Source organism: Autumnicola patrickiae (assembly GCF_031846525.1).
Classification (GTDB): Bacteria; Bacteroidota; Bacteroidia; order Flavobacteriales; family Flavobacteriaceae; genus Autumnicola; species Autumnicola patrickiae.
On the sequence record NZ_JAVRHM010000017.1, the window covers coordinates 1 to 18,670 of the forward strand.

19 protein-coding genes are annotated in these 18,670 nt (G+C 41.8%); all 19 read right to left on the reverse strand.

Annotated features, from left to right (window positions below; genetic code table 11):
- Positions 1 to 199: signal peptidase II (locus tag RM549_RS13925; protein ID WP_311685874.1), on the reverse strand; the 199-nt coding region annotated here is incomplete at its 3' end.
- 46 nt (positions 200 to 245) lie between these two features.
- Entirely contained in the window at positions 246 to 1,037 is a 792-nt protein-coding gene (locus RM549_RS13930; RefSeq protein WP_311500653.1) for a cation diffusion facilitator family transporter, read from the reverse strand.
- Between the two features lie 110 nt (positions 1,038 to 1,147).
- Positions 1,148 to 1,567 (reverse strand): Fur family transcriptional regulator, encoded by a 420-nt coding sequence (locus RM549_RS13935; RefSeq protein ID WP_311500654.1) that lies wholly within the window; start codon positions 1,565 to 1,567, stop codon positions 1,148 to 1,150.
- A gap of 53 nt (positions 1,568 to 1,620) precedes the next feature.
- Positions 1,621 to 2,247, reverse strand: coding sequence for a cation efflux transmembrane domain-containing protein (locus RM549_RS13940; protein ID WP_311500655.1), 627 nt, complete (start codon positions 2,245 to 2,247; stop codon positions 1,621 to 1,623).
- The gene (locus RM549_RS13945; protein WP_311500656.1) at positions 2,244 to 2,465 is read right to left on the reverse strand and encodes a hypothetical protein; all 222 of its coding nucleotides are present in this window, start codon (positions 2,463 to 2,465) and stop codon (positions 2,244 to 2,246) included. Before RM549_RS13945 ends, RM549_RS13940 begins: the two co-directional genes overlap by 4 nt.
- Before the next feature lie 219 nt (positions 2,466 to 2,684).
- Positions 2,685 to 3,425, reverse strand: a complete 741-nt coding sequence (locus tag RM549_RS13950) for a DUF4184 family protein (RefSeq protein WP_311685877.1) — start codon at positions 3,423 to 3,425, stop codon at positions 2,685 to 2,687.
- 72 nt (positions 3,426 to 3,497) lie between these two features.
- Positions 3,498 to 3,911 (reverse strand): Fur family transcriptional regulator, encoded by a 414-nt coding sequence (locus RM549_RS13955; RefSeq protein ID WP_311685879.1) that lies wholly within the window; start codon positions 3,909 to 3,911, stop codon positions 3,498 to 3,500.
- A 60-nt stretch (positions 3,912 to 3,971) separates the two neighbouring features.
- On the reverse strand, positions 3,972 to 5,375 hold the full coding sequence (lpdA, locus tag RM549_RS13960; RefSeq protein WP_311685881.1) for a dihydrolipoyl dehydrogenase: 1,404 nt from the start codon (positions 5,373 to 5,375) through the stop codon (positions 3,972 to 3,974).
- 141 nt (positions 5,376 to 5,516) lie between these two features.
- A complete protein-coding gene (locus RM549_RS13965; RefSeq protein ID WP_311685883.1) occupies positions 5,517 to 5,693 on the reverse strand; it encodes a hypothetical protein in 177 nt (58 codons plus the stop codon).
- Between the two features lie 79 nt (positions 5,694 to 5,772).
- On the reverse strand, positions 5,773 to 6,138 hold the full coding sequence (locus tag RM549_RS13970; RefSeq protein WP_311685885.1) for a SpoIIAA family protein: 366 nt from the start codon (positions 6,136 to 6,138) through the stop codon (positions 5,773 to 5,775).
- Between the two features lie 103 nt (positions 6,139 to 6,241).
- Entirely contained in the window at positions 6,242 to 7,606 is a 1,365-nt protein-coding gene (nhaA, locus tag RM549_RS13975) for a Na+/H+ antiporter NhaA (RefSeq protein WP_311685887.1), read from the reverse strand.
- A complete protein-coding gene (locus RM549_RS13980) occupies positions 7,591 to 7,947 on the reverse strand; it encodes a SpoIIAA family protein (protein WP_311685889.1) in 357 nt (118 codons plus the stop codon). Before RM549_RS13980 ends, nhaA begins: the two co-directional genes overlap by 16 nt.
- Positions 7,948 to 8,000: 53 nt before the next feature.
- Positions 8,001 to 8,654: a ribulose-phosphate 3-epimerase gene (gene rpe / locus RM549_RS13985; RefSeq protein ID WP_311685891.1), complete on the reverse strand. Its 654-nt coding sequence runs from the start codon at positions 8,652 to 8,654 to the stop codon at positions 8,001 to 8,003.
- Positions 8,655 to 8,724: 70 nt separating this feature from the next.
- Positions 8,725 to 9,180: an OsmC family protein gene (locus tag RM549_RS13990; RefSeq protein WP_311685893.1), complete on the reverse strand. Its 456-nt coding sequence runs from the start codon at positions 9,178 to 9,180 to the stop codon at positions 8,725 to 8,727.
- A complete protein-coding gene (locus RM549_RS13995; protein WP_311685896.1) occupies positions 9,164 to 11,716 on the reverse strand; it encodes a heavy metal translocating P-type ATPase in 2,553 nt (850 codons plus the stop codon). Before RM549_RS13995 ends, RM549_RS13990 begins: the two co-directional genes overlap by 17 nt.
- A 79-nt stretch (positions 11,717 to 11,795) precedes the next feature.
- Complete coding sequence (locus RM549_RS14000; protein WP_311685898.1) at positions 11,796 to 12,059, reverse strand: hypothetical protein; 264 nt, start codon at positions 12,057 to 12,059, stop codon at positions 11,796 to 11,798.
- A 357-nt stretch (positions 12,060 to 12,416) separates the two neighbouring features.
- Entirely contained in the window at positions 12,417 to 12,755 is a 339-nt protein-coding gene (locus tag RM549_RS14005; protein ID WP_311685900.1) for a P-II family nitrogen regulator, read from the reverse strand.
- A 94-nt stretch (positions 12,756 to 12,849) separates the two neighbouring features.
- Entirely contained in the window at positions 12,850 to 14,088 is a 1,239-nt protein-coding gene (locus RM549_RS14010; protein ID WP_311685902.1) for an efflux RND transporter periplasmic adaptor subunit, read from the reverse strand.
- 29 nt (positions 14,089 to 14,117) lie between these two features.
- Complete coding sequence (locus tag RM549_RS14015; RefSeq protein ID WP_311685904.1) at positions 14,118 to 18,593, reverse strand: CusA/CzcA family heavy metal efflux RND transporter; 4,476 nt, start codon at positions 18,591 to 18,593, stop codon at positions 14,118 to 14,120.
- Between the last annotated feature and the right edge of the window lie 77 nt (positions 18,594 to 18,670).

Below are 18,670 nucleotides of genomic sequence, written 5' to 3' on the forward strand. Positions count from 1 at the left end.
CAAGCTTGGCCAGGTATCCATCCCCAAACTTAAAGCCCCAGGCCATCCCGGGATTTTCCAAAAAATGTAAGCGAAACCAATCAAGCCCAAGGACTTTTATTTCTTCGCCATAGTAAAAATTCGTCTTTATATAAACCTTTATTGCTTGGTCTATTGCCAACAACAGTAAAATCAAGAATGCTACATTTCTTTTATTCATAATCATCTTGTTGTTACCAATACATATTGCGGATCATATATTTAAATTATTTCGCCAGTTTCAATATTCTTATGGCACCGCGCATTACGAAAGTGAACACGATTCCACCAATCACCAAATCGGGCCATTTACTATCGAGAAAATATACCAGCACACCGGCCAGGATTACCCCGCCATTTACAATAATATCGTTGGAAGTAAAAATCGCGCTCGCCTGCATATGCGCTTCCTTACTTTTGGCTTTGTTGATCAACCAAAGCGAAATAAGATTACCCAGTAAGGCAAAAATGGAAACAATGATCATCCATTGAAACATTGGTATTTCACTTTCACTAAAGAATCTTCTTAAAATTTCCATAAATCCAAGTGTCGCCAGAGCCATCTGAAAGTACCCGCTAAACTTTGCCACTTTCTTCTTTCTTGAAATAGCACCACCAACCGCGAACAGACTTAATGCGTACACTATAGAATCTGCCAGCATATCCAAGGAATCTGCAATAAGACCCATAGAAGACGAAATCCAACCCGTAGTCATTTCGATAACGAAAAAACCAAAATTGATTCCCAAGACCCACCAAAGAATCTTTTTTTGTTTTGATTGGTCTTCCCATACGGGAGGCTCGGCTTCTTCGGTTCCCTGAAGTGTATCCCCGAGCTTTAAACTGGCTATCGATGTCTGTATATCTTCAATGCCATCCAAATGATACACGTGCAATTTTCTGTTGGGTATATCAAAATCTAGGTATTTTACTTGAGGGTAAGTCTCCAATTTCATCCGAATCATTTGCTCTTCGGAAGGACAATCCATTTTCTGAATGGTAAAATTTGATCTTTTCATTTAAATTTTATTTAGTACCATAAATTATTTTTCAAAACTCTTTATGCTAAACATTTGAAAATAATTTTAAGGCTTAAAATTAATGGAAATAATTATGCAACAGTAGTGCATTAACTTCCATTACATTTATTACAGATGCCTTTAACCACTAAATTGGCGTCCATAGCTTTAAATCCTGATGGCAAACTTATATGTGGAAGTTTTTGCTCGGTCAAACACTGTGTTTCGTTGCAGGTCGTGCAATAGAAATGAAGATGTAAGTCATTATCTATTTCACAATTACAACCTGCTTCACAAAGTGCGTATTTTGCCACCCCGGTGCCGTCTTCAATTTTATGTACAATGCTCTTTTCTTCAAAGGTTTTTAAGGTGCGGTAAAGGGTCGTCCTGTCAGATTTTTCAAAAGCTGCTTCCAGGTCCTGTATACTTCCTGCTGCTATTTGCTTTTGCAGTGTTTCCAAAACCAGCAGGCGCATTGCCGTTGGGCGAATATTTTTCTCTTTTAGTTTATTTTCAATATTTGAAAGCATAATTAAATTCTTTTTAAAAATAGATGTATCCTCTGGTAACTCCTTTTTAATTATTACTTTTTAGCTCCCCTACGCGCATTCCGTGCTTGCTTAAGGATTTCCCATCCTCCTTTTAATACAATTCCTACGGTTATAAGGCTGATGATTAAATCCGGAAGAGGGGAGTTAAGCAGCATCACCCCAATACCGGATAATACAATCCCTAAATTAACAAGCATATCGTTGCTGGTAAATACCATAGAGGCCTTCATATGGACTCCTTTTCCACTGTGGGATTTGAGCAAGCGCATAGCTATAAGGTTGCTGGCAGCATTCACCGTTGCAGTAATGATCATCGCCCAGCCAATTGGTTCGGCTTGTGTAACGAACCGCCTGATCACTTCACCTAGCAACAATAAGCCCAATATAATCAAAAGTATGCCTGAAAGATTTGCAGCACGTGATTGCGCAGCAACACCTTTGCCCACAGCGTAAATGCTTACAATGTAAACGGCTGAATCAGCCAGATTGTCAAGGGCTGCACCCAATAATCCTGTGGAATTTGCAACAAAGCCAACAATACCGGCCAATGCCACCTGAAACATATTGATTCCCAGGACCTGTTTTAATGTTTTTCTTTCGGCTTTATTGGCCGTATCGAGCTGGATCTCAGCTTCTTCGTTTTTAGTGTCAGGGCTCATTTTTTCTTTATTTTTTTAATCCACCCATAGTACATGGAAAAAACCAGTATGATAGGCCAAAACACTATAGAAAAAGTATTGAGTCCTTCAGTCAGGGCAATAAAACCAAAATCCAGGGGGAGGTTCGCATTAAATAATCCTATTCCCCAGTGGAAAATTATCTGGGCACTAGCGAAACCTGTAAAAAATTTTGCTGATTCTTTTTTTCGATTTGCCATTTTTCCAATTTTTAATTGCTTTATTTTTCGCTTATGGAACTATTCATACTTCGCATTCTCACATTTAGGCTGATGCTCAGCTGCTTTTTCAACATCTATTTAAAGAAATAACGTCCCATATAAAAAAAATGAGCTGGCAAGCCTGAGATTGTCCTCAGGACAATCAGGCGGTGCAAGTACGCAAGGACTTTGGATTAAGCAATAAGTATAGCATTGTTTTTAGTTGTTACCGCCAGTTTTGCATTGATTTAATATTATTGGGGTCAGTGTCAGACTTAACAGAATCGCTGAAATAATTGAAACAATTACATTTTTATATTGGTCTATCTCAAGTCCGCTCAAAAATTTTAATAATATAATTACCAAAGTCAATCCTATTAAGAGTCCCCAATATTTAAGATCAATTTTTATCTTTTTGTTTTTCTCAGTCGGTAGTTTGTAAACAGCATATGCAATTAAGAATACGCCGAGCACAGTGCTTGAACGTTCAAATATTTTAAAAAAAGAAATTTGGTTGCCAAATACATTTATGATCTTTGGCAACCTTAAAAAAGTCTGAGCGGAATAACCGTTGTCGTGGGTCAAACCATCCCAAAGAATATGAGAAGCAGCCCCTATTAATATTGAAATTACCACAACCAACCTTTTTGTTTTAAAATGTCGGCTCCAGTTAAGTTTCTTAAATGTGGATAACCGTGATTGTATAGCTGACGGTAAATTATCAATTAGACTGTCACGAACAATGTTGTGAAAAATGAAAGCAAGTAATAGTCCTAAGGGTAAATCGAACCATAAAAGTCCTTCAATCGTGTGACCGTAATTGCCTTTAATTTTCATTCTTAAGAAGTATTCAAAATCTGGGGTTAGGCTTCCAATTACAAGCCCCGTCAGCGAGAACCAGTGCTTTGGCAAATAAACAAATGGTAAAACAATTGCTGGATGTGAAAAGGTAAATGGCATCTATTTTTTATCGTTTTTTAATTGGCTGTAACACGAAGGTATTGCTATAAACCTGCAATGAGATTGCATATTTCAACTTGCACAGTTTTGACAAATGCCCTTTACAAGAACTTTTGTCTCCACTGGAATAAAATTTTCGGGTAAGGGCACATCCGGAACTTCAGATTTTGGCAGGCAGAAAGTTTCTTGGCAAATATTACAGTAAAAATGGACATGGATATCTTTAGGAGCGCATTCACATCCTTCTCCGCATAAAGCAAATTTAGTTGCTCCTGCTCCATCTTCTATCCGGTGTACCAATTTCATTTCTTCAAAGGTTTTCAACGTACGGTACAGGGTGGTTCGATCGGCCTTTTCAAGGGTCTCTTCTAAATCATCCAAGCCTACTGCTGTTTTTTGTCTTTGAAGTGTATCCAGTACCAGCAAACGCATGGCTGTTGGCCGTACCTTCTTTTGTTCAAGTTGTTTTTCTAAATCCTTTTTCATTATTCGTGACTTTTGTATTAATACGATAACTTTTAAAAACACAGCAGTTCTTGTTTGTATTTAAATATGCAAAGCCCTGTCATCTGTAGCTGCCAGACAGGCTTCTTTAAAGGTTTCTGAAAAGGTGGGGTGTCCGTGGGACATTCGTGCAATATCTTCTGCAGATGCCCTAAACTCCATTGCCACTACCGCTTCTGTATAGCTATCCGCAATTCGTGGGCCTATCATATGTACCCCCAATATCTCATCGGTTTCCTTATCTGTGATTACCTTAATAAAACCATCGGTATCCATACTTATTTTTGCCCTTGCGTTGGCCTTAAAGGGAAAGGAGCCTGTTTTAATTTTTCTTCCGGCTTTAGTTAATTGTTCTTCGGTCAAGCCTACCCCGGCCACTTCAGGTTGGGTGTAAACAATATTGGGAATAAGGGAATAATTGATATGTGGCTTTTGCCCAACAATCCGTTCGGCTACAAAAACGCCCTCTTCACTCGCTTTATGGGCAAGCATTGCTCCCCGGATTACGTCCCCTATAGCATAAATGCCTTTGACCTTGGTTTCGAGGTTCTCATCTACTGTTATCTGTCCTTTTTCGTTGATTTCCACTCCAATATTTTCAAGGCCTAAATTAGCGGTGTATGGTTTTCTGCCAATGGCCATAAGGCAATAATCGCCTTCTAAACTCATTTCTTTTTTATTGGCAAGATTTTCCGCTTTCAACGCCATTTTGCCTTCAGTTGCTGTTGCATTTGTCACCTTATGTTCCAAATAAAATTCAATTCCCTGTTTTCTTAGGGAACGGTGCAATTGATGTCCCAGTGCGCCATCCATAGTGGCAATGAGGCTATCAAAATATTCCACAATAGACACCTTTGAACCCAGGCGGGCGAATACGGAACCTATCTCGACCCCAATAACGCCACCGCCAACAACCATTAAATGCCTGGGGATTTCCCGTAGGACAAGGGCTTCGGTAGAAGAGATGATCCGTTTTTTGTCGATTTCAATATTGGGCAGTGAAGCCGGTTTGGATCCTGTGGCAATGATAATTTTATCGGTTGCTATGGTTTCAGTTTTGTCCTCGCCCTTAATCTCAATCGTGTTTTTGTCCTTGATGGTGCCGTGGCCTTCATAGACGGTAACTTTGTTCTTTTTCATCAGATAGTCAACGCCATTGATGATTTCCTGTACCACATCCTGTACCCTTTGGTTCATTTTCAAGATATCGACATTGGCTTCTTTTACATCAATCCCAAAGTTTTTAAATTGATGTTTCAGTTTGTAATAATGCTCAGAGGCTTCAAGCCAGGCTTTTGAAGGGATACAGCCCACGTTAAGGCAGGTGCCGCCAAGCGTGCTGTACCTTTCAATAATGGCTACTTTTAATCCTAATTGGGCGCAACGTATAGCACTTACATATCCGCCTGGTCCAGATCCTATAATAGTTACATCAAATTTTTCCATTCTTTGAAATTCAAGTTTTCAATATTGTTCACAACAACCCAAATATTAGGTCTACTTATTATAAAACTGCAATTACATTCCACTTTGACCAATACTTTCTGATAGGTTTCACAGGAAAGTTATTGGCTTATGCCTTAGGTTTCATCCTTCTAGATCATAAAACCATTCTTCCGCCTGTTTAATGGCTTTGGTTATCGCTTCTTTTTTTGTATATTTTCCCTCTTTCATAAGTTCGTTCGCTATTTCAAGAGCCTTCTCCCTCACTGCCGGATTCAGTGAATCCAGGTCTGTCTTAAAATCTTCAAACGTCCAGTCCATAATGACTTATTTTTGTTGAACAATTTTCTCCTGTTTGTTGACAGTTTCCCATCTTAAAAGGGAGTTTTTTTTACTAAGACTACCCCTTTACTAAACCAATCCAGGCTTTGGCCGTATCCTTTTCGTTTATATCAAAGTATTTTATTTGAGAGCCTGAAAAGAAATTTAAAACCTTTGTAGTTTTTTCCTGCCATTTTTTATCCCCAACAATAGCCCTATTTCCGTAGTCGGAAATATGTGCAGCATCTATTTTTAGATCCGCCCACAATCCTTCCAAATCGTAACCGTAGAAACCGTGCAGTTCAAAATAAAAATCCACTTTATTATTTTTAGCAGTAATTTCCTCGATAAGCGGATGCAAACTTTCTACCTCCTCTTTTGAAACCTCACCGCTCACTTCCACGGCAACTAGGTCCTTTTTATTTGAGTTTATAAGGTTTATCATAATTTTTAATATTTTACTTTATAAAATACTTTTTAGTTTGTCCACCACAGTAAGGTCTTCAAAATTACTGAGATTATGCTCCGGCTTTCACAGAACAAATATCTTAAACAACTTCTCCAAGCTCCTGTTGTTCAATGCTCCGGGTCTTCCCCATACTAAGCACAAGTACACCGGCTATGGCAGCTATAAGTGAAGCGAGCAGGACACTTATTTTTGCTACCTGAACCAGGTTATCATCTGCAAATGCGAGGTTCGTGATAAACAGGGACATGGTGAATCCAATACCGGCTATAAGTCCCGTACCTATTATATGTCTCCAACTGAGCCCTACTGGTAACCGGGAGAAGCCCATTTTTACTCCCAGATATGAGAAAGCGGTAATGCCGCAAACTTTCCCCAGCACCAAGCCTGTTAGAATGCCGAGTCCCAAAGGACTTGTCAGGACTTCTGAAATTCCAAGACTGAGTTCTACACCTGCATTGGCCAGCGCAAAGACCGGGATGATAAAGAAGGCATTGAAACCGGTAAGGGCATTTTCCAGCCGCAGCAGGGGAGGATGGGTGTGCTTCGTGTCATCTCGAATTGTTTCCAGAATATTCTGTTGCTTCTTGTCAGTGAGCAGATGGGTGTTTACCAGGTCGGTTTTTTCCAACTCCTCCACGTGGGACTTTGTCCGTTGTTGAAAATCCCCACTTTCTAATTTCGGTTTAACGGGAATGGTGAGGGAAAACAACACCCCGGCCAGGGTGGGATGTATACCGGAGTCAAGGAAAGCCAGCCATAATACAATACCCAGTAAAATATACAAAGACAGGTGTTTTATCCCTGTCTTGTTCAGTATGGCCAATATTAGCAAAGCTCCTCCTGCAATCAGCAGGTTTATCCAGGCTATTTGACTGCTGTAAAATATGGCAATGACCAGAATCGCGCCGATATCATCGGCAATGGCCAAAGCTACTAGAAATATCTTTAACTGCACAGGCACCCGCTTTCCTAAAAGGCCCAGTATTCCAAGAGAATAGGCAATATCAGTAGCCATGGGAATACCCCAGCCTTTGACAGTAGGCATGTTAAGGTTGAATAGGAAAAAAAGTATAGCTGGTACAAACATACCACCCAGGGCAGCAAATATAGGCATGGAAGCTTTTTTAAAATCAGATAACTCTCCTACCATTACTTCTCTTTTCAATTCGAGACCGGCCACCAGAAAGAAGATCACCATCAGCCCGTCATTAATCCATTCTTCCACCGAAAGGGAAATTTCCAGGTGCTCCGGTGCTCCTATAACAATTTCATCAGTCAGGTAATGGTGGTATATATCGGCCACACCGGTATTGGCCAATACCAAAGCGACCAAAGTAGCAAAAATGAGGAGAAGACCGCCTGAGGTTTCCCGGTCAAGAAACTTTCGGGCAGTTTCCCTCATGTAACTTACAGGGGTAGATTTCTTTTTTACTTCTCTATCCATTTTTGTCCTTCGCTTGCATGGTTTATTTCAAAAAATTTTACTTCGGCAGAGGTAAAAGGTTTCATTAAATCTGTCATCCAATTTTCCCATTTTTCATCCCCTACCATAGCCACTTTTTCAAATTTGTTGGCATGTTGTACATCAAATTTCAAATCTTTCCAAAAGGCTTTTGGTGTCCATCCTTCAAAACCTTCCATTTCAAAATACCAGCGGATTTTTTTATATCGCTCCACTATGTTGTTTAGCAGGGGCAATAGCTTATCGTAATCGGCTTCGGTCAAATTTCCTGTTGCCCTTGTGGCTATTAAATTCCCTTCTGTTTGTCCTAATATTAATAGCATAACTCCTTTTTAAATTATTATTTAATTTATTCCGTTTGGTAACATTAATTTCATTAGGGGTTTTTTAGCTCCTGAATTGCCCTAAGAGGATCATCGGAATTGAAAATACTACTTCCTGCTACAACAGCATCAGCTCCTGAATTCAAAATTTTCTTCACGTTATTCCTATTAACCCCGCCATCTACTTCAATAAAGGCCTTTGCATCTTTTCTTTGTATAAATTGCTTTAATTCCTTTGTTTTTTCCAGTGTTTGGGGAATAAATCCTTGCCCGCCAAAACCGGGATTTACAGCCATTAGGCAAACTGTATCTAAATCTTTGATAACGTATTCCAGACTTCCTAAAGAAGTATGTGGATTTAAAGCAACCCCAGCTTTACAACCCAGGCTTTTTATTTGTTGCACCACACTGTGCAAATGAAGGCAGGCCTCGGCGTGTACTGTAATTTGCTCTACCCCATATTTAGAAAAAACTTCCAAATATCTTTCAGGCTCCACAATCATCAAGTGCAGCTCGACAGGTTTCTTAGAGTGCTTCTCAATAGCTTCTAAAACAGGTGTCCCAAAGGAGATATTGGGAACAAACATACCGTCCATCACATCCACATGAAGCCAGTCTGCTTCACTTCTATTAATAGTTTCGAGGGTTTTGCCCAGGTGGGCAAAATCTGTCGAAAGAATGGAAGGGGCAACCATGAAATTTTTCATACAAGTTATGTTTTATCGCCTGTTTTGATACTTAAACTAAACCTTGAACACTGAATCTTCCTGAAGGAAATTATAAAACAGGTTCCAATACAACCTCTGTTAATACAGAGTTGGAGATAAAACATTCAGCATGTGCTTTATGATGCATTTTTTTCATTTCTTCTTCATCAGGTATATGTTCACCCGAGAATTCTACTTTGGGTCGTAAAAAAACCCTGGTCACAGCCTGTTTACCGTCCTTGTTTTTCTCAACCACTGCAACGGTTTCATCTATATAAGTTTTTATAATATACTTTTTAAAGGAGGCAATAGCCAGAAAAGTCAATAAGTGGCAGCTGGAGAGGGAAGCAGCAAAAGCCTCTTCAGGATTGACAAATTCAGCTTTCCCCAAATACTCCGGAGCTGCCGATGCAGTAATTTGCGAGCCTCCTCCAAAAATCCATTGATGGGTACGTGTATAATTCTTATAGGAAAAATCTTCGTAATCAGATTTCCATTCTAGTTTAACTTTAAATTCTGACATCATTTTCTTGTTTTAGTTCATGAATTTGTTTTATACGGCCTTCTGGAAAGGCAGCTTTGTTTTTTTTATAAGCCAATAATCTCAATGCGTTTCCAACCACCAATAAGGTGGAACCTTCGTGAACAAGTACTGCTATACCAATGTTGGCAAACCCGAAAATAGTGGCCGGAATTAATAAAGCTACAATCCCAAGGCTTACCCAAAGGTTTTGTCTTATGATAGCTTTGGCTTTCCGGCTCAGACCTATTGCAAAGGGCAGCGTTTCCAGTTTATCTGCCATCAGGGCGATATCAGCAGTTTCCAGAGCTACATCAGATCCTGCTGCTCCCATGGCAATACCTACGGTACTATGTGCCATAGCAGGGGCATCATTTACCCCGTCGCCCACCATGGCTACTTTATCCTCCTGTTTCTTTAATTTTTTAATAGCATCTACTTTTTCCTCGGGAAGCAGACTACCCCAGGCATCGGTAAGGCCAATTTCCCCGGCCACTGCATCAGCTACTTTTTGGTTGTCCCCTGTAAGCATGATCATCCGCCTGATGCCAATTTTTTTCAGTTCCACAAGTGTGGCTTTGGCTTCTTCCCGTGGAGTATCCATGAGGGCAATAATTCCAATATATTCCTCATTCCGGCGTATCAACATCGTCGTGTTCCCGGCAGCTTCCTGTTCCCTTACTTTTTCTACAGTTTCATCTGAAGGCTTTTGAGCATCGAGCGCATCAAAAAGGTCAAGATTGCCTATATATATCTTATTTGCCCCGAGATTGGCCTTTATACCTTTTCCTAAGACAGCTTCCATATTACTTGCTTCCGGAATTTCTACATTTCCCAAGCGTTCTTTTCCGTCCCGTACCACTGCCTTTGCAAGGGGGTGGTCGCTCAGGGCCTCGACCGCTACAGCCGTTTGTAGCAGTTCCTCTTCACTTACCTTTGTTAAGGTAATAACTTTAGTGAGTTTTGGTTTTCCTTCGGTAAGGGTACCGGTTTTGTCAAAAGCAATAGCGGTGAGAACGCCAAGGTCTTCCAGGGGGCGACCGCCCTTTACCAGAACACCGCCCCTGGCCGCGCGGGCCACTCCGCTAAGTACGGCACTAGGCGTGGAAATGGCCAGGGCACAGGGACTGGCAGCTACCAAAACAGCCATAGCCCTGTAGAAGCTGGCGCTAAAAGGTTCATCGAGGACCAGGAAGGCGAAATTCAGCAAAACCACCAGGGCCAAAACCGATGGTACAAAATATTTCTCAAATTTATCAGTCAATAATTGTGTGGGCGATTTCTGCGTCTGGGCTTCATTCACTAATGTCACCAGTCTTGACAGTGTAGAATCCTGAGAGGTTTTTATCACCTTTATTTCCAGGGTGCTATTTCCGTTGATGGTTCCCGCAAAAACCCGATGTTCTTCTTTTATCTCATTTTCTTTTGAATAGTCCCTGTCAGTATCGGGTACAGGAGATTTATCCACAGGAACGCTCTCACCGGTGATGGGTGCCTGGTTCACACTACTGTTACCATTAACAACGACCCCATCGGCAGAAATTTTGGTATTGGATCTTACTACAACAATATCATCTACCTGAAGTTCTTCTATTTTTACTTCCCGGGTCTTTCCATCTCGTTTTATCAAAGCAGTTTTAGGAGCAAGGTCTGCCAGGGCTGCAATAGATTTTCGCGCCTTGTTCATTGCGTAATTTTCCAGTGCATGGCCCAGGCTAAAGAGGAAGAGGAGCAAAGCCCCTTCTGCCCATTCTCCCAGAACGGCTGCCCCAATTGCCGCGACCAGCATAAGGAAATCAATTTCAAAACCTCCTTTGGCAACCGTTTCAATGGCTTCTTTTGCCGTGTAATAGCCTCCAAAAAAATAGGCGCCTATGTATAAGGCCAGACTTACCCATTCCGGCACAGTTTCACTATACGAAAGGCCAAAGCCGGCGCCCAATAACACTCCACAGATGATGGAAAAATACATCTCGGTATTTTTCCCCAAGATCCCACCGTGGTCATGGGCGTGGCCTTCATCTTTAAGCTCTGCCTCCTTGCGGGAATGTTCATGGGTTTCAGCCGTTTCAGGAGACATTTTTTCATTCTTTTTGGCGGTCTTGATTTTCAAGCCTTCGTTCCTCAGGATTTGACGAAAATCTTCTTCGTTGGTTTTAATCTTAATAAATTCCAGCCTTACGATTCCCGATTCGGAAACCGAGGCTTCCATTATCTCCTCCAATCCGTTCAGGGCATTCTGAATTTTCCTTGCATGTCTTGCATGTCTAATTCCCTCAACCTCGAGCAGCGTATGTCCAAATTCATTGGTCAACGATGCCCCTGCCTGTTTTGCAAGTTTTCTAATATGGGCAATGGAAATAATGTCGGGATCGTAATGAAAACAAAGCTGGGGGGTATCATCATCTTTTTCAGAAACAATATGCACCTTTTCAATACCTTCCCTGTTTTGCAGGTGATCCATTAGCCTCCGCACACATTGATCGTTCTCATCAGGAATTTCCGGCAGGAGTATTGGCAGTTTTACTTGCGTTTTTTTCATTTTTTCTATCAGTTTTTAATTTTGTCCGGCAAATTCTCTGAAAACTTTGATGGCAATGACCTTTTAATGAGAAGTGCCTTCACCTCCTCGAGTTTTTACTTCGTCTTTTAAGCTTAAAAATCCTTTTCCTTACAGCAACCATAAGTGCAAGAGCTATCCCCAGCAAAGCAAAAAGAAGGTTCATCAAGATTTGATTTTCATCATTAAAATTGAATATTTCTTGGTAACTCTCAGGGAGGTACTTCCACCAATTTTCATCTCCCTGTAAATAATTCATTTGTAGGGAAAGAACCAGCGGTTGCATGATCAATATTCCAAAGAGTACACCTGTTAGAATCGCCATGAAAATATTTTGCTTCCTCATAGTTTACTCCTTTCCGCAACTATTTCTAAAACTCTGTCCAATAACAGCTTCTTCTCCAGGAGCAATTTTGTATAGAGTTTTTTCAGTTGATTTTCTCACCGGTACCTGAATAATCCATTTGCTATTATCCAGGATTAATTGATTGGAAATCACACTAAATATGAACCTCCTTAATGACAAAAAATTTTTATTTCTTAATTTAAGAAAAATCTTTTTCACCTCCTCAACACCTTTTCTTCTAAATCATTAAAAAATAATACAGAAAAAACATGTTAGCGGATTTAATCTTTGTTTTCAGCATTTTCGTAACTCTGCTGTTCTTAAATCCGAGCAGTTTTATAGTTTGTTTCTTTTTATAGATTCCCCAGTTTTTATCTGGAAAGCATCTTCAATGTCTGACAAATAAATTATGCCGTCGCCTGGATCCGTTGTTTTTCCATTTTCGACTATGATGTCTATGGCTTTTCGTGCTTCCTCATTTTGACACACCAGTTCCAGTTTCACTACGGGACTATCTGTAATGCGAAAATCAAGGGAAGGACTGGCTCCTTTGGCTTTGAACGCACCGGTTCCTTCCCCCTGTGAGAGAGTCATGCTTTTAAATCCACTATCACTAAGGGCTTCAACCACTTTTTGTACCCTTTTTGGTTTGACAAATGCTTTAATTTCTTTCATCGCTATAGTTTTAGTTTGTATTAAGGATGAACCCTCTGGGTTAACTAATTAAGACAAAAATTATACAGAGAGCCCATCCATTTAATTTTTTAAATTAATGACCGTGAGAAGTTTGGCTTTTCTTCATCTCTGAAATTAAATAGTAGGCATTGTTCCAGGCCAACTTTGCATCTTCAGGTAGAGGCTGCAGTAATCTTATTTCTACCCAACCTTCATTTTCTTCTCCTGTCACCACTTCCACCGGCTTAAAAGACCACTCGGTTTCCCCGTTCTCCTCGTGCTCTTCAGCGATGAAGATGTAGGATTTCCCTTCTTCCTCAATAATGGCCTCCTCCGGCAAAGCCGTTACTTCTGTTCCTGTCCCGGTAATAATCCGGCCGTTGATGTACATGCCCGGTACCAGGTTTTCTGAATCCTCCTGTATCTCTGCATGGACGTGAACAGCTCTCGGATTTTCTTCAAATTTTTTACCGACTGAATAGATCTCAGCAGTATAAGTCTTGCCGGGCACCGATTCCATTTGTAGCAGGACCTTTTGTCCTTCCTTAACTTTATAAACATCTTTGGCAAAGACCATTAAATCTGCATGCACATGTTCGGCATTGATCACTTCCAATAGCTCTGTTTGGGGATCCACATATTGGCCTACTTGTACAGTTACATCTTCAATGCTACCTTCTATGGGACTTACTACAGGAATATTCTCCACAATATTTCCTTCCCGTATGTTTGAAACATTAAGGTTTAACCGCCTTAGCTGTGACTCGAGACCTTTCACTTCTGCCTGCACAACGCGATAATCGGCCTGCGCCTGTTGAAAAAGTTTGCCTGAACCAACTTCCTGTTCGTACAGCCTTTGTTGGCGGTTAAATTCTTGCTCCAGATTCTGCAGACGACTGTAAGCTGTCATATAATCAGTCTGTAACCTGGTGAGATTAGGGTGAGAAAGATACGCCAGGGTTTGGCCCTTTCTTACCTCATCCCCCTCAATCACCTCAATAGAAGTTACATTGGCTCCTATAACAGCAGTTACTGTAGCTTCATATTGTGGTGGCACTTCCAGTTGTCCTGTAGCCTCAACTACATCTGAAAGTGGCCTTGTAGGTAAAGTATCTATTTCTATACCTAAACTATTGAATTTTAGTTCAGAAAGATGCACTTCACCCATTCCTCCTTCTTCCGCATGACCGCCTTCTGCATGGCCTTCTTCTTCTTCTGTAGCCAGCTCTTCCTGAGCGGCAGTTTCCCCTTCTTCGCCTCCTCCATTATTACAAGCAACAAATAAGGTTGTTGCAATAAATAGGGTGAACAATTTTATAATGTATTTTTTCATTTTTTTATTCTTTAGCTATTAGTACCGATTTATTCTGAAGTATTCATATAATACTGAAGTTGGGAGCGGCTGTCGAGATAACTTGCCAATGCCTCCCAGGCATCAATCTCTATCCGTACAGCATCCCTAATATTTTGGAGAAAGGTCACATAATCAATTGCTCCTTCCCTATACGCAATGATTGCTCCTTCCCGCTGTTCGACGGCTAGTGGAAGCGCCTCCTCCTGATAATATCTCCACGAGTTAAGCCATTTAAGGTATTCCTCGCGCGCCCCGGTGTAAGCTGTTTTAAGCTCCAGTTGCGTTTGTTGTAGATTTGCCTCGGCTATCTCACGATTTATCCTGGCAGATTGTGTTCTCCCCAGCTCAGGTCCAAAGAACAACGGAATACTGATGCCCACTTGATATTGATAAAAGCCCGTTTGGCCGTCAATTTTTTGACGCCCGTACTGCGCCTGGAACTTTGGAAGAAACTGCGCTCGTCTTTCCCTTAGGGTTGCATCAGCCACCTCTATCCTTTGTTCATACACATTGAGCAGGGGATGATTACCAAGGGGGTTCAGTAATCCGCTTATGGGCTCATCAAACTGATCGGCAGGAACATTGGGTACCGTGTAAAGTGTGTCACTGGCAAACCAAAGGTTGAATCGCTGGATGGCACCCAGGTAATCGCGATAGGCCTGCTCTTTCTGAATTTCAACCTCATTGCCCTGATTTACGGTGGCCAAATATTCCAATCTGGAAATAGTCTCGGTTTCCAACCTGATTTGTGCAGCTCTTTCAATATCTGTAAATGAGGAGTCCAGCCTCCGCAGTGTTTCATATGCATTTTTAGCAGCATATACCGATGCCCAGGCCTGACTTACTTCCAGTTCTACTTCAAGAATGGAAAGATCGAGGGCCTCTTCTGCAAGCGCCACTCTTTCTTTCTGCAATCTAAGACGCGGAGCAATCCCGAAGATGTCGATATTTTGTTGCTGAACCCCAATTTGTGTGTAAACCCCGAGGTCAGCATTACTCGAACCTTCACTAATTTCTTCTGCGCCGGTAAATAGCTGGGTATTACCAAGATCCCAGGCCGTTTTCTTTAAAGCCTCCTGACTTTCTATCTCCAGGGCAGCGGCTCTTATTTTCGGAAAAGCTTCTATTGCCCGTTCCTGTGCCTCTTCTAACGAGAGGCTTGGCAAAGAATCCTGTTGGACAATTGTCTCAGTCTGTGCCGGAAAATTTTCCTGTAAAGAATTGTTTTCCTGTGCCTCTGCAGGGCTGCTAAAACCTAAGAGGCTTCCGACAGAAAGCAATGCCACCATTATTGCCGGGGCCGGTGAAAACCCATTACTACTATTATTATTCCTTCTGTTTTTCATATTTTCTATTAAAGTATAAAGGACTGGCAACACTACCAGGGTAAGGAGGGTAGCCGTGAGCATACCACCTATAACCACCGTTGCTAAAGGACGCTGCACCTCCGCACCGGCCGAAGAAGAAAATGCCATAGGTAAGAACCCAAAAATATCGGTTGTAGCTGTAAGCATGATCGGCCTGATTCGTTCTTTGGTACCTATTAATATTCGGTCTTTGATACTGGTTACGCCTTCTTCTTTAAGAGAGTTGAAGCGGTTGACCAGCACCAGTCCGTTGAGTACTGCCACTCCAAAGAGCACGATAAAGCCTACACCTGCAGAGATACTAAAGGGCATGTCCCGGAGCCAGAGCGCGAAAATACCTCCAATGGCCGCTAATGGAATGGCCATATAAATCATAATAGACTGCGAGAATGACTTCAGGGCAAAATACAACAGCACAAAGATCAGGAAGAGTGCGATGGGCACCACTATAGACAAGCGGTCTTTGGCACTTTGAAGATTCTCAAATTCCCCACCGTATTCAATGTAGTATCCTGGGGGTAAATCGAGTTCAGCATCCAGCCTTTCCTGGATATCATTTACTACAGACTCCACATCACGCCCCCGGGTATTCACCCCAACATACGTTCTTCGATAGGTATCGTCACGCGATATCTGCATCGGTCCGGGCACATAACCTATATCGGCTATTTCATTAATAGGAATCTGTGTACCATCGTCAAGATCAATGTATAAAGTTCTTAAATCTTCAATGCTTTGTCGGTGTGCTTCGTCAAAACGAACCACCAGGTCGAAACGCCTTTCTCCTTCGAAAACAACCCCGGCTACTCCGCCTGCAAATGCGGTACTTATATACTCATTGATTTTTTGAATATCCAGCCCGTATTGAGCGAGTTTATCCCGGTTGTAACGAACTGTCATTTGTGGCAGCCCTGACGTCCTCTCAGGGTTCACATCTCCGGCACCGGGTACCGTCTCAATAATTTCTGCCATTTCCTGGACTTTAGTAGAAAGAACTTCTAAATCCTCCCCATAGAGTTTTACGGCAATATCTTCTCTTACCCCTTCCAGAAGTTCATTAAACCTCAGCTCTACCGGCTGTGTAAAAACCAAGTTGACTCCGGTCAGGTTTTTATTTAGTAGGTCCTGGATTTGTTCAATGAGTCCTTCTTTGGTTTCAGCAGAAACCCATTTGTCCCTGTCTTTTTCGAGTATAATATACATGTCTGCGATATCCATCGGCATGGGGTCGGTAGGGATATCGGCCACCCCAATACGGGCTGTTACCGTTTTAATTTCAGGAAAGTTCTCCAATAACAAAGTTTCTATTTCCTCGGAAACTTCTATGGATTCAGTCAGGGAACTACCGGGCCTGATCAAAGCTTGCATGGCAATGTCCCCTTCATCTAACTGCGGAATAAATTCTCCCCCCATCGTGGAAAAAACATAGCCTGCAGCCCCTAATAAAACGATAGATCCTATGATCACCGCTGCTCTGAGGCGGAGGGAAGCCTTTAATAGCGGAAGGTAGGCACGGTGGATACCACCAATGATCTTATCACTGACTTTTTCCAGCCAGCGTTCTAACCTGCCATACCAGTTTTTCTTGTTTTCAATCGGCTTCATAAACAATGCCGTCATCATAGGAACGTAGGTAAGGCACAAGATGATGGCACCTATCATTGCAAAACCAAAAGTGTAGGCCATTGGCTTGAACATTTTGCCTTCCACTCCTGTTAGGAACAGGATGGGCGTAAACACAATAAGGATGATAACCTGGCCGAAAAATGCCGACCCCATCATAGTGCTTCCAGAATCGTAAGCTACCTCGTCCATAACAGCCTGATTAAATTTGACTTTTCCGGCTTTGATCCTTTTATGGATTTCATAAACGGCGCCTTCTATGATAATAACCGCACCATCAATGATTATCCCGAAGTCAATGGCACCCAGGCTCATTAAGTTTGCCCACACCCCAAACTGTTTCATCAGGATGAATGCAAAAAGCAAGGATAGGGGAATGGTAGTGGCCGTAATGAGGCCCCCGCGCAAACTTCCCAATAGGAACACTAGGGCGAAGATTACGATCAAGGCTCCTTCCAGCAGGTTTTTAGTTACAGTATCGGTTGTTCTGCCGATAAGCTCACTCCGGTCAATGATGGGCTCGATTTCAAGGCCTTCCGGCAAGGATTCTTCTACCTCTGCCATCCTGTCTTTTACATTCTGTATCACTGCATTAGGATTTGAACCTTTCAGCATCATAATAATACCACCCACGGCTTCCTCTCCATCCTGAGTAAAAGCACCGTAACGCACCTGACTTCCGAAGCTCACTTCTTCGGCTATATCCCCAATGGTAACCGGAATCCCGTTTTCATTGGTAACAATTATTTTCCTGATGTCATCTAGAGACTGGATCAGGCCTTCTCCACGAATGAAGTTGGACATTCTGTTCCTCTCAATGTAGGCTCCGCCGGTATTTACATTATTCCGGGCCAGGGCCTCATACACCTGGGAGATGCTTACATCCAGCGCATTTAATTTCTCAGGGTTGATGGCTACTTCATATTGCTTGATAGATCCACCAAACGAATTGACTTCCACAACCCCCTCCAGCAAGGTTAATTGCCTCTTTACAATCCAGTCCTGAATACTGCGAAGCTCAACAGGAGTGTATTGCGTCTCAAAACCGGGTTGCGGCTGGATCGTATATTCATAAATCTGTCCCAGCCCAGTGGAAATAGGCCCCATAGATGGGCTGCCAAAGTTTTCCGGAATGGTTTCCTGCAGCTCCGTCAATTTTTCCTGAACCAACTGCCGGGGCAAATAAGTACCCATGTCATCTTCAAAGACGATGGTTACCACCGAAAGTCCAAAGCGGGAAACAGACCGTAATTCAGTCACTCCGGGAAGATTTCCCATAGCCAGTTCGACCGGATAAGTCACGAATTGTTCAATATCTTCAGTACCTAAACTTGGGGATTGGGTGATAACCTGAACCTGGTTATTTGTAATATCAGGAACCGAACCTAGGTTTACGGTCATCATGGACCATATTCCGGCTCCTATAAGTGCCAATGTTAGCAGGCCTACTATAAACTTATTGTTTATAGAAAATGCTATTATTTTATTAATCATTAAAAATAAAGTTTAATTCAACGTAAATAGATGAGATAGCCATAGAAGAAATCAATGGCGTCAGGATATAATTATCC